11 protein-coding genes are annotated in these 12,007 nt (G+C 40.2%); 8 read left to right on the top strand and 3 right to left on the bottom strand.

Going from position 1 to position 12,007, the window contains the following annotated elements:
- Nucleotides 1-95: 95 nt before the first annotated feature.
- Nucleotides 96-2,576 carry a PilZ domain-containing protein gene (locus FAX86_RS03435; protein ID WP_144391931.1) on the bottom strand — a complete coding sequence of 827 codons (2,481 nt, stop codon included), beginning with the start codon at nucleotides 2,574-2,576 and terminating at the stop codon, nucleotides 96-98.
- A gap of 86 nt (nucleotides 2,577-2,662) precedes the next feature.
- Between FAX86_RS03435 and radA the strand changes: the two genes are divergently transcribed.
- Entirely contained in the window at nucleotides 2,663-4,027 is a 1,365-nt protein-coding gene (gene radA, locus FAX86_RS03430; RefSeq protein ID WP_144391930.1) for a DNA repair protein RadA, read from the top strand.
- Here radA and FAX86_RS03425 read toward each other — a convergent pair whose 3' ends face one another.
- On the bottom strand, nucleotides 4,028-4,396 hold the full coding sequence (locus FAX86_RS03425; RefSeq protein ID WP_144391929.1) for a PilZ domain-containing protein: 369 nt from the start codon (nucleotides 4,394-4,396) through the stop codon (nucleotides 4,028-4,030).
- A gap of 172 nt (nucleotides 4,397-4,568) precedes the next feature.
- Between FAX86_RS03425 and FAX86_RS03420 the strand changes: the two genes are divergently transcribed.
- The 7 genes from FAX86_RS03420 (at nucleotide 4,569) to FAX86_RS03390 (ending at nucleotide 10,233) form a co-directional block, all read left to right on the top strand.
- Nucleotides 4,569-6,056, top strand: coding sequence for a glutamate-cysteine ligase family protein (locus tag FAX86_RS03420; protein WP_144391928.1), 1,488 nt, complete (start codon nucleotides 4,569-4,571; stop codon nucleotides 6,054-6,056).
- Nucleotides 6,057-6,094: 38 nt separating this feature from the next.
- A complete protein-coding gene (locus tag FAX86_RS03415; RefSeq protein WP_144391927.1) occupies nucleotides 6,095-7,105 on the top strand; it encodes a M14 family metallopeptidase in 1,011 nt (336 codons plus the stop codon).
- Nucleotides 7,106-7,232: 127 nt separating this feature from the next.
- Nucleotides 7,233-8,132 (top strand): hydrogen peroxide-inducible genes activator, encoded by a 900-nt coding sequence (locus FAX86_RS03410; protein WP_144391926.1) that lies wholly within the window; start codon nucleotides 7,233-7,235, stop codon nucleotides 8,130-8,132.
- Between the two features lie 25 nt (nucleotides 8,133-8,157).
- A complete protein-coding gene (locus FAX86_RS03405) occupies nucleotides 8,158-8,478 on the top strand; it encodes a hypothetical protein (RefSeq protein ID WP_144391925.1) in 321 nt (106 codons plus the stop codon).
- A 101-nt stretch (nucleotides 8,479-8,579) separates the two neighbouring features.
- Complete coding sequence (locus FAX86_RS03400) at nucleotides 8,580-9,680, top strand: GGDEF domain-containing protein (protein ID WP_144391924.1); 1,101 nt, start codon at nucleotides 8,580-8,582, stop codon at nucleotides 9,678-9,680.
- 24 nt (nucleotides 9,681-9,704) lie between these two features.
- On the top strand, nucleotides 9,705-9,989 hold the full coding sequence (locus FAX86_RS03395; RefSeq protein ID WP_144391923.1) for an encapsulin-associated ferritin-like protein: 285 nt from the start codon (nucleotides 9,705-9,707) through the stop codon (nucleotides 9,987-9,989).
- Between the two features lie 58 nt (nucleotides 9,990-10,047).
- Entirely contained in the window at nucleotides 10,048-10,233 is a 186-nt protein-coding gene (locus FAX86_RS03390) for a hypothetical protein (RefSeq protein WP_144391922.1), read from the top strand.
- 43 nt (nucleotides 10,234-10,276) lie between these two features.
- Here the strand turns inward: FAX86_RS03390 and ettA are convergent, their stop codons facing one another.
- Nucleotides 10,277-11,947: an energy-dependent translational throttle protein EttA gene (gene ettA / locus FAX86_RS03385; protein WP_144391921.1), complete on the bottom strand. Its 1,671-nt coding sequence runs from the start codon at nucleotides 11,945-11,947 to the stop codon at nucleotides 10,277-10,279.
- Between the last annotated feature and the right edge of the window lie 60 nt (nucleotides 11,948-12,007).

Raw genomic sequence — 12,007 nt, 5'->3', positions numbered from 1 at the left:
ATTTTAAATTTACAATCGTTAACTGATCTTACTCAGGGTACCGAAAAAAGCAATCGCTCTGTGAGACTTGAACCATAATTGGTCTAATTTAGGCGTTAACGATAAAAGCTGGTGACGTCTTCAATATCGAGTATTGCTACCAGACTTTGCATTGTTTGCTCAAATTCAAGTGCTTTTTTGGATGAATTTGTTCTAATCTCTTTGAGTTCTTCACTAAATTCATCAAGTTTTATATAGGGGGGAGGTAAAAACTGAGCCATTAAAATACGCGAGTTTTTATCCTTTCGTGAACGTAAAATAAACTTCGCTATTTCTCGAGTATCTTTCATATCTTGTTCGGCTGTAATCGACAATGATTTATCCTCTGAGTTGGCAGGTGGAAAAGTCACAAATAGTCGAGTCGACAGCTTTTTTGTGAGTTGCCCCCGACGACTCAGATTTCCTTTGAGAATTGAGGCAAAAAACACTTCCTGATTCAAAGAAGAAAAGTCGAAGCTATCATTTGTTTTGAAACGCCACAAAAGTTCGTTTGCGTTTTCAGTCGCTGCAGCACAATCGACAGAAAAACGTCCGCCAGGAAATCGCCTTAAAAACAGCGGAATACCGTGCAAATATGCACTTATTAGTGACTCCACCATTTCTGACACTAAAGTAAACTCTAAATCTTCGATACATTCACTGAGTTTCGATTTATTGGCATTTATTAATCGGGTAAAAAACTTTTCTCCGTGATGATCCCTTATATTAAAGTCTCGTTTTAAACTGATGGACTTTTGATGCGGGTGCCACTGAATAATTCGATAGGATAGCTCAGTTAATTTAGCTGACTTTTTCGCAATCTTCTGCATTTCAGGTAGCGCAATCTTTATCATTTGATTGACTTCGAGTGCTGTTGGAATAGACTGTACATTTTTAACTTTGAGGCGAATGCCAGAGGGCGAAAAGTCAATACTTTCAGCTTCAAAAGTTTGTTTATCGGCTTTAATTGTTACTGGAGTTGAATATTTATAGCGATTTTCTGTTCGCTCATTTCTATAACCAAGTTGCCACACCCTTTCTGGTTCTTTGGTCACGAGGTAGTCTTTTAATTGGTCTAATTTTTCATTGGACTCATTGAGACGACTGTCTTGATTAACTTTTTCTTCAATGAGCGAGAAGTAAGCAATGTGAGTTACTTTTTCCCACTTCTTAATAATTTCATCGCATGAAGGAGGGTCGACTTCGTTGAGAGGATTAAGTATGGAAGTTAAAGTTCGTAAATCTTGAGTGTTAACGGATTGCAGTGAGACGTGAATTCGAGCGATTAATTGACTTAAGCTACCAACCGATAAAAATGTATCAAATAAATCCTGCTTTATTAGAACATCTCGATTTGCACAGTAAATCAACTGTTCCTTTTTTCCTCGTACTAAAAAAGTCTCGATTAACAAAGATTGATCTTTAATATCTTTTTTTATCAAATAAGGTAATTGACTTGTAATGGCACCTAATAAAGATTTTTTTATTTCACCATGCTCTCCTATTCGAATGGCCGTGTAGTAAGACTGTGCTCCTTTTTTAGATAACCCTAATAAGCTGTTAGCGATTGGCGCAGCTGCAGTATAAATTCTTTCATAAGCTCGTGCATATAATGAGAGTAACTTGTCTTCGAGCTCAATTTTATAACGTGAACGATGCGATTGGATAAAATCGATAAGAAATGAATTAAACGACTCATTATCGGATTGATCGCGCCTTGCTAATCGAAGTTGAACTCTTCCATGATGATCCTTTTCTTGAGCTATAAGTCGATAGTCGACTTTTCCAAAATCGACAGATTTTTGCTTCTCTATTGCTATAAATTTAATTCGAACTTCAACGCCTGCTTCTAACGCTTCAATATTGGTAACTAAGCTGACTTTAATTCCGGTGACTGAAATATCGCTGGTTTTACCCGTAACTTCGCGATCGCCAGGTAAAAAAACTTGTACATCAGAGCTGTAGTTTAATCGATTTTCCTTTCGTTGACTTCGGTAACCAAATGGAATGAGTTGAATGCTGGAGTCTGCTGGAATATCTGTAACTTCCGACTCGGTTTCCTCTTTTGGAGCCTCTTGATTTATGCTTTTCTCTGATTTTTGGAGAGGTAGAGCATTGGCTTGAGGTTTTTGAAACAATGCATCTTTAGGGCCACTCTTTTTCTTGGCGAGCTCTTTTGCTTTTTGCGCTGCAATTCTCTCTCTCGCTTCTCGCTCGGACCTCGCTTTATGGGTGTGCTCGGCTGATTGAACTTTTTCAAATACGCCAACGGTATATTTTCCATCGAAGCGTGCTGCTTCTATTTCAAATATTTCGATACATTTTTCATCCATGTAATGAACTAAGCCCTGGAATTCATACGCCTCGCACTCGGCTGGCACTTTGCCGCGCATATCGATTGCAATGTTACAAGGCGTTGCTAAGCGTCGCATTTCCATTCGGCTTAGAAATGCAGCTGTATCTGAACCTGGTTTTACTTCTTCTTCAACAAGCTGTTTCCCATGCCGGCCCATGCTCTTATAATGAGTAACAATCGTTTTTTTGTCTTTTTCAGGCAAAAACTCCACCTCGATGTCTACGTAATCTCAATACAGATTAAGTGTAGTGCATTTGAAATGAATTTAGAGACCAATAAAGAGCAATTATGGCTAAAAGTAAAACTCAGTTCGTGTGTAATAGTTGTGGTTCTGCGCACCCTAAATGGGCTGGACAATGTGCGGACTGTGGTGAATGGAACACGTTGGTTGAGAATGCTGTAGAAGCCAAGTCTGCTCGTTCAGAGCGATTTGCAGGTTATGCTGGTGAACAGTCTAGAGTACAGAAAATGTCAGAGGTCAATTTACAGGAAGTGCCTCGGGTGGGAACTCAATTGTCTGAACTGGATCGGGTGTTGGGAGGAGGATTAGTTCCTGGATCGGTGATTTTAATTGGTGGTGATCCAGGAATTGGTAAATCTACCATCCTTTTGCAGGCAATGTGTTTACTTAGTCAACAGTTGCCGACTCTATATGTCACGGGCGAAGAGTCATTGCAGCAGGTCACTATGCGGGCCCATCGTTTAGAGCTTGATGGCACTGAATTGAAGCTTCTTACCGAAACTCAGGTTGAGTCTATTTTGGCGAAAGCAAAATTAGAAAAGCCCAAAATTATGGTGGTTGACTCTATTCAAACTATCTATACCGAACAGTTGCAATCCGCACCGGGTGGTGTTGCTCAAGTTAGAGAGAGCGCTGCGGTATTAGTGAGATACGCAAAGCAGAATAACGTCGCTTTATTTATGGTTGGGCATGTCACCAAAGATGGTGCGCTTGCGGGACCGAGAGTACTAGAGCATATGGTGGATGCGGTTTTGTACTTTGAAGGTGAAAGAGATGGTCGATACCGAATTCTAAGAGCTGTTAAGAACCGGTTTGGCGCGGTTAATGAATTGGGGGTTTTTGCTATGACAGAACTTGGTTTGAAAGAAGTTAAAAACCCGTCCGCGATCTTTTTATCTCGATTTGAGCAAAAGGTTGCTGGTAGCGTCGTTATGGTAACTTGGGAGGGGTCTCGTCCAATGCTAGTTGAAGTTCAAGCGTTGGTTGATGAATCTCATTTAGGTAATCCCCGACGAGTTACAGTTGGTCTGGAGCAAAATAGACTGTCGATGTTATTGGCAGTTTTGAGTCGTCATGGTGGCGTTGCAACGCACGACCAAGATGTTTTTGTGAATGTTGTTGGTGGCGTTCGTGTTATGGAAACCAGTGCCGATTTAGCATTATTAAGTGCGGTTATTTCTAGTTTACGAAATAAGCCGCTAGATCAAGATTTGATAATTTTCGGAGAGATTGGTTTAGCAGGAGAAATAAGACCGGTGCCAAATGGTCAGGAGCGATTAAAAGAAGCATCAAAGCATGGGTTTAAGCGTGCAATTATTCCAGAAGGAAATAGACCGAAAACAAAAATTGCTGATATGGAGGTTATTGGGGTTAAACGGTTGGATGATGCATTGCAAAATATTTTTTCTTAATCATCCGTGCATGAGAGATTCAAGATCCCGTTGCAGAAGCTCGGGATCACCTGAATTCAGTTCTACAATCTTTCTTAAGTGACTCACACTTTCGATATCAATATTTTCGCATTGCAGACCTAGTTTATTTTGATTGATATGTGCAATGGAAATCGCCATTTTAACAAAATGCTCTTTGTCACCCAGATCAAAACTAAGAGCTCCTTTTGAGTCTAAAGTAAAAGAATGTGGATCGGATAACATCACCAGGGCGCCATTCAAAGATAGATCAACTATCTCACATAGCGCTTTAATCCCATTGATTTCCAGCTGAGCGTTGCGGTCGTAATTCACTCTTTGAAAATGTCGTCTATCGGACTGTTCATTCATTTGGTTTGGAAAGGTTCGTGTAACACATTTATAAATGTAGCAAATTCAGTCAATCGAGTAAAAGATGATCTGGATCATAAATGCTGTTAGATTAGTTTCAGTAGAATTGTTAAACAATAGCATTAATCGCAATAGTTAAATCCGCTATAAGAATTTAATATCAGGAGCATAAATGGGACTTGCGATAAAGAATGAGACCTTTAGTGAGAGCGATTATTTAAATTTTTCACAACGGCTTTACCAGTCGCTCGAGGTATTAAAGCTTCAATTGCAAGATCCTAGTTTTGGTAAAGCTCCTCATAAAATTGGTGCAGAACTTGAAAATTACATTGTCGATATGAATGGCAATGCACTATCGATTAACCAAGATATTATTCAAGCATCGAAAACTCAAAATTTTACAGTGGAACTGAATAAATTCAATTTAGAAATTAATTTTGACCCACTGGATCTTGATGCAAATGCATTTAGTAGTTTACAAGCTCAAATGGAATATTATCTTGGTAAGCTAAGGCGTTCAGCTGCCAACTTTGACGCGCGAATCATTCCCATTGGTATATTGCCGACATTGCAAAATAGAGATCTAAGTTCTGACTCTATGACTGACATTGCGAGATATCGAGCTTTATCGAACCAACTTTATAAAATGCGCGGTGAGCATTTTAAAGTAAATATTCATGGCGATGATGAATTGTTTTTAACATGTGACCATGTTGCTCTCGAGGGAGCCAATACATCATTTCAATTTCACTTAATGTGTGAGCTGGATGAGTTTGCTAATGTTTTTAATGCCGTTCAGTTAACAACACCTTTGGTAATTGCAGTAGCTGCAAACTCTCCCATGTTATTACAAAAAAAGTTGTGGGATGAGACTCGAATAGCTTTGTTTAAACAGTCTATTGATAGCCGCTTAAGAAATACGGTTGAATGGCGACAACCGTCTCGAGTTTCATTTGGGCATGGTTGGGTTCGCGATGGTCCTTGGGAGTTGTTCGCTGAATCGGTAGCTTTATATCCTCCCATATTTGCAATATTATCCGAGGAGAATCCTTTGGGTGTATTTAATCAAGGCGGAACACCAAAGCATGAAGAATTAGCATTGCATATGGGGACCACTTGGCCTTGGAATCGTCCTGTGTATTGTCCATCGGATGGAGGACATGTTCGTATAGAAATGCGATCTTTACCTGCTGGACCAACAAATCGTGACATGGTGGCTAATGTTGCATTTGCGACGGGATTAGCTATGGGATTGAAAGATAGTATTCGTGATTTTCTTGCTGTTATGCCATTTCGTTTTGCTGAATATAACTTTTATAGAGCAGCACAAAAAGGGTTGGATGCGCAGATTGTATGGACGGACCCCAAAAAACATCAAGCGAAAGAAATGTCTATAATAGAAGTGTTATGGGCTATGTTACCTGTAGCTAAGAGAGGGCTTGAGCTTCTGGGGATAGCTGAAGACGAAAGTGATTATTATTTATCAATTATTGCTAAGCGTCTAGAAAATCAAGTGACAGGTGCGCGTTGGCAAAAGCAAATCTTTGAAAATCTATGTAGCAAGCACAGTAAAGAAGATGCATGTCGCCTAATGTTTGAAAGATATATTGAATTTCAGTTATCCGACTTACCTGTTAGTGAGTGGGCAATCAATTATTAAGATGACTTTTCTTAAACAAAAGAGCAATGGTTCGGTTTATGCTCAAAATTATTAATGCTGAACAGTTGAAGATTCCGGACTCTCCACAAAGATGGCTTGAGCAGTTAGACACATCTACAATTATTGAGTTCAAAGGGCAGAACTCTTCAGAGTGGCGCGTTTTAAGTGTGTTAATTCATGGTAATGAGCCATCTGGTTTTTTTGCTGTTTTTGAGTTTTTAAAAAATCAATTACGCCCAACCGTCAATCTCGCGATAATCATTTCTTCAGTTCGAGCGGCACGTCATCCTCCTTATTTTACTCATCGATTCGTACCTGGTGAATTTGATCTTAACCGGCGTTTCGGTGTTTCTTTAACGTCAGAAAAGGTTCACGACGGAGTGACTGAGCTGGCGACGGAAATCATTCATTACATCCAGTCTAAGTCACCTTCACTCATTGTCGATTTGCACAATACGTCAGGAAATGGGCCCGAATTTGCTGTTTCTGTTTCTGATGACTTGAGCATCAAACAATTAGCCTCTGTTTTCACTAAAACCATGGTGATAACCCATTTAGTGGTCGGATCTTTGATGGAGCAAAATTTTAATTGTCCGATAGTTACTATTGAATGCGGTGGTGCTCAAAACTCACGTTCCCATAAAATTGCTTATCAGGGATTGGTTGATTTTGCTCAAATGGAAAGTATGCCTGTATTAGATGAGCCGATCTTTGAAACCTATTATCATCCATTTCGTATTGAAGCTCGAAGTGGCGTTTCATTAGATTATGGTGAATATCATAATCGAGATGTTGATATTACTTTGCGGCAAGATATTGAGCGATTTAACTTCACAGAAATTGAAGCTGGAACAGAACTCGGGTGGATTAATCGAACTTTAACGGATTGTATTCAGGCGAAAAGTGAGTCTGGAGAGGATGTTGTCAATTCGTTGTTTTCGGTCAAAGACTTAAAAATTATTGCAAAACGACCGATGAAGTTGTTTATGGCCACTTGCCGGGCTGACATTGCCGTGAGTGATTGCTTGTTCTATTCCGTCAATTTGTGAGTAGACACAAAATACCTTCATAAGATAAAAGCTAAACTCGACTTGCAATTCATTGGTAGGGTGGTTTTTACTTATTATCTTCGGTAAAATCTATTAATGATCATCTAATAATCTTTTCGCTGAATTAATGAATTTACCCAGTATTAAGCAACTGCAATATTTACTGGCTGTGCATAAAGAACAAAACTTTAATCGCGCGGCTGAATACTGTCATATCAGTCAATCGACGTTATCTGTGGCCATCAATAATCTAGAAGAGTTAGTTGGACAACAGTTAATTGAGCGTGATAATCGGAAACTCATGTTTACTGCGTTGGGTGAGCTTGTCGTGGAGCAGGCTCGAATGATTCTCGACCAGTGTCATAACATGATGAAATTAATCGAAGCGGATGGTGATGTGATGGCGGGCGATGTTCGGCTTGGCTGTATACCAACAATTGCCCCGTTTTTATTACCGCGACTAGCAAAAGCGAGTCGTGATCAATATCCCAGCTTAAGATTGAGACTTGTCGAGGACACGACAGCACAGCTGTTAAGTTTGCTCGAGAAAGGTGAGGTTGACGTCGCTATTTTAGCGTTGCCTATTGATACAGGCTCATTTCATGTGATGCAGGTTGGACAAGATAGATTTAAACTGGTTGCGCACAAAGATTTAGCTGCGAAGTTAAAGAATTTGAAAAGTTTTGATGAACTTCCTGATCGTAGTTTAATGCTTCTGGAAAAGGAGCACTGTTTGCGCGGTCATGCTTTAGAAGCTTGTCGGCTCTCTAATACCGAAAAAATACATCGTTTCGAAGCAACGAGCTTAACGACTTTGGTGACAATGCTAGAGGATGGCGAGGGTATCAGCTTTTTGCCCGATATGGCGATCGAGGCGGGTTTACTAAAGAATACCAATTTAGTTGCGTTGCAAATGCCTTTTGAAAATGCAGAGCGGCAAATAGGTTTTATTTGGCGTAAAACCAGCTTTAGAGCTCAGTGTTATCGCAACCTAGGCGTGCTAGCTGAAACTCTTTTAAATGTTTAATTAAGCGAAAGTGGGAGATTACTCAATGCGCTTTGTTGTCGCTTTGCTGGGCGGTGCACTAGCTGTACTTTTAATTACTTTGATTGCTCTTGGGATATATTCAATGTTTCCCAACGATGATGATCTCATTCCCGTAACGCCAATAGATCTGGACAAGGTGGTATTGGAAACGGACTATACATTAGAAGGCTTGCAGTGTAAGTGCAAATCTGAGCAATTAGAGTTTGAACGGCAAGTTACCCCTTCTGGACTTGGTTGTAAGGCATCTATTCTATCAGTTCGCCAGTTGAAGGAGCTGCCTGAGTGCGATATTGATCCAAAGCGAGATAATACTAAATCACTTTAATCAAAGCTCTGAGCCAAAAAGACTCTTAAATATTCGCTCTCTTTTGCATATGTTTCGGTTTTAAATTAATCTTGTTATACAAGCCGGAAGGATGTTATTGAGTGAACTTAAAACAACTATTTATTAAACTCTGTAATATAGGTGTTTCCAGTGACAAGTCTGATGATGAAAATAGAAAGGTTTTCATCGTTAATTTGTTCTGTATGGTGGGGTTGGCTACCACTGCAATTATGGGGGGAACTGCGCTGGTTAATGGCAACTTGCCATTAGGCCTTTCTTTGATGGTTTCATCCCTGGTTTTTCTTTTTGGATTTGTTTTTCAATATCGAAGCGGCAATACACTGATTTCTTCGGTTATTATTGTTTACGCACTCATGATTCTTTTGGTGTATCTTGTTGCGGCGGGTGGTGTTAATAACACTGGTCCTCTCTGGATTTTTATGTTTGCACCAGTCACGCTTTACATACACGGACTTAAACGTGGCTCGCGAGATATCATATTATTTCTTGTTCTTATTTCTCTGATTATGTTTATCCCCGGAAATCCGCTACTGGTTGCAGAGTACTCGCAAGAATTTAAACTACGATTAGTCTACTCTTTTTTAACGATTACATTCCTTTCTGCAATTTACGAATATTCCAGAGCAAAAGCCTATTCTAATTTAGTCGAAGTTAGTGAAAGATATGAAGAGCTATCAAAAATAGATCCTTTAACTCAATTGTCTAATCGAAGAGATGCGCTCAATGTTTTAAGTTACGAAGTCGACCGGTCTGAAAGGGAGGGCGATATCGTATCTGTCGCCTTTCTTGATCTTGATTATTTTAAACAAATTAATGATAACTTTGGACATGATGCTGGTGATCAAGTTTTGATTAAGGTTTCTGAACTTTTGCTCGACTCTGTTAGAAAGCAAGATACTGTTGCTCGATGGGGTGGTGAAGAATTCTTTTTAATCTTTCCAAGAACTTCATTAAGTGATGCTTATATTATCGCAGAGAAGTTACGGGAAATTATCGCTGAATTTCCGTTTAGCTATAAAGAGCACGCGTTTACAATTACAACTTCGGTTGGAATAAGTGAAATAAATCCGGGCAATGATGTTGAAGCTCAAATTGATTTGGCGGATCAATCTTTATATCAGGCGAAAGCCTTAGGGCGAAACCGAGTAGAGCCCAGTTTGAGAAAAAGCGTTGCTAGTTGACAATAACAAAAGAGGAATCACTTTATGTCAAATGAAGGTTACCACGAACCGATTGAGGAATTGTCGGATGAAACTCGTGACATGCATCGAGCGATCACATCGTTAATGGAAGAGCTTGAAGCCGTTGATTGGTATAATCAGCGTATGGATGCATGTAAAGATAAGGAGTTGAAAGCAATTTTAAAACATAACAGAGATGAAGAAAAAGAACATGCAGCAATGGTATTGGAATGGATTCGTCGGCGCGATCCTAAGTTGGACGAAGAATTAAAAGATTACCTTTTTAAAGATGGAAAAATAGGTCATTAATAAGTAATTATATTTAATCATAGCTTTAAAACAGAAGTCGTTAAGAAGGTAAGTTGCATTGGAAGATTTAGTACAAGCTAAAGAATGGTTTGCTGGATGGGGAACTCTTGCTTTAATTAATGCGGTTCTCGCGCAAGGTAAAAACCGGAGTGGTCTAAATTGGTTCCTGATATCTTTATTGCTCGGGCCTTTTGCTACATTATGTTTGGCTCTCATAGAGAAGCTGCCTAAAAAGATAGATTAAATAAAAAAGCGCCAACTGGCGCTTTTTTATTGAGATAAGTTGCTTAGTCGTTACTCAACTTTTTGTACTTTATTCGATGTGGTTGGTCTGCATCAGAACCAAGACGTCTTTTACGATCGGCTTCGTAATCGGCATAATTACCTTCAAACCAAACCGTCTCGCTGTTGCCTTCGAACGCTAGAATGTGTGTTGCAATTCGATCCAGGAACCAGCGGTCATGGGAAATAACAACGGCACAACCTGGAAATGCTAATAATGCTTCTTCGAGTGCTCGCAATGTTTCAACATCTAAATCATTGGTCGGCTCATCGAGCAATAAAACGTTACCACCACTTCTGAGTAACTTTGCTAAATGTACACGATTTCTCTCACCACCCGATAAATCTTTAATAAATTTTTGTTGATCGCTGCCTTTAAAGTTAAAGCGTCCAACATAGGCACGTGAGGGTACTGTGTAGTTGCCGACGGTGATGTTATCTGAGCCGTCAGAAATTTCCTGCCAAACCGTTTTCTCTCCGTCTAATGCGTCGCGTGATTGATCGACATAGGCGAGTTCGACGGTTTCGCCAATACTAATTTCACCAGCATCTGGAGATTCTTGGCCCATAAGCATTTTGAACAAAGTTGATTTACCCGCACCATTTGGCCCAATAATGCCAACAATTCCACCTTGAGGTAAGCGGAAGTTCAAGTCGGTATATAAAACTTTATCGCCAAAGTTTTTTTGTACGCCTTTAGCCTCAATGACGTGAGTTCCAAGTCGTGGCCCAGGCGGAATATAAAGGTCTTGAGTTTCGTTTCGTTTTTGAAACTCTTGAGAGGACAGCTCTTCGAATCGTGACATACGGGCTTTACTTTTTGCTTGACGGCCTTTTGCATTCGATCGCACCCACTCTAATTCTTCTTTCATTGCTTTGCGGTGAGCGGTTTCTTGTTTTTCTTCCATTTCGAGGCGATTTTCTTTTTGCTCCAGCCAGGAAGAATAATTGCCTTCCCATGGAATGCCGTGTCCTCTGTCGAGCTCTAGAATCCAGCCTGCTGCGTTATCGAGAAAATATCGATCATGGGTAACAGCAACCACGGTTCCCGTAAAGTCGTGTAGGAAGCGCTCTAACCAAGCGACGGACTCAGCATCGAGATGGTTGGTTGGTTCGTCCAATAACAACATATCTGGTTTTGATAAGAGCAATTTACATAATGCAACTCGACGCTTCTCACCACCTGAAAGATGTTTTACTTCTGCATCCCACGGCGGCAATCTGAGTGCTTCTGCGGCGCGTTCAAGAGTGCGCTCGATTTCCCAACCGTTAGCGGCTTCAATTTTGTCTTGCAGCTCAGCTTGCTTGGACAAAAGTTTGTCAAAGTCAGCATCGGGATCGCCAAAAGCGTTACTCACTTCTTCAAATTCTTTTAACCACTCTTTGACCTCTCCAAGACCTTGCTCAACATTGCCTTTCACATCGAGGTTTTCATCCAATTGTGGTTCTTGCGGTAAGTAGCCTATGTTGATGCCGGGTTGCGGTCTGGCTTCTCCGTCGAACTCATTATCGACGCCAGCCATTATTCTTAGAACGGTTGATTTCCCTGCTCCGTTAAGTCCGAGAACACCGATTTTGGCGCCAGGAAAAAACGATAGAGAAATGTCTTTAATAATCGTTTTGTTGGGTGGAACAACTTTGCTCACCCGGTTCATTGTATAAATGTATTGTGCCATGGCTTCACATTTGTTTGTCTTAAAGTTGGCCGATTCTAACAGTAAATGACAAAAATTGTG

The sequence above is a fragment of the Pleionea sediminis genome, assembly GCF_007570825.1.
Classification (GTDB): domain Bacteria; phylum Pseudomonadota; class Gammaproteobacteria; order Enterobacterales; family Kangiellaceae; genus Pleionea; species Pleionea sediminis.
This window is presented reverse-complemented; position numbering and strand designations above follow the sequence as displayed.

Excerpts from the sequence above, each read along its gene's own strand:
- radA (WP_144391930.1), top strand. The coding sequence starts at position 2,663 with ATGGCTAAAAGTAAAACTCAGTTCGTGTGTAATAGTTGTGGTTCTGCG.
- FAX86_RS03425 (WP_144391929.1), bottom strand. The coding sequence starts at position 4,396 with ATGAATGAACAGTCCGATAGACGACATTTTCAAAGAGTGAATTACGAC.
- FAX86_RS03420 (WP_144391928.1), top strand. The coding sequence starts at position 4,569 with ATGGGACTTGCGATAAAGAATGAGACCTTTAGTGAGAGCGATTATTTA.
- FAX86_RS03415 (WP_144391927.1), top strand. The coding sequence starts at position 6,095 with ATGCTCAAAATTATTAATGCTGAACAGTTGAAGATTCCGGACTCTCCA.
- FAX86_RS03410 (WP_144391926.1), top strand. The coding sequence starts at position 7,233 with ATGAATTTACCCAGTATTAAGCAACTGCAATATTTACTGGCTGTGCAT.
- FAX86_RS03405 (WP_144391925.1), top strand. The coding sequence starts at position 8,158 with ATGCGCTTTGTTGTCGCTTTGCTGGGCGGTGCACTAGCTGTACTTTTA.
- FAX86_RS03395 (WP_144391923.1), top strand. The coding sequence starts at position 9,705 with ATGTCAAATGAAGGTTACCACGAACCGATTGAGGAATTGTCGGATGAA.
- ettA (WP_144391921.1), bottom strand. The coding sequence starts at position 11,947 with ATGGCACAATACATTTATACAATGAACCGGGTGAGCAAAGTTGTTCCA.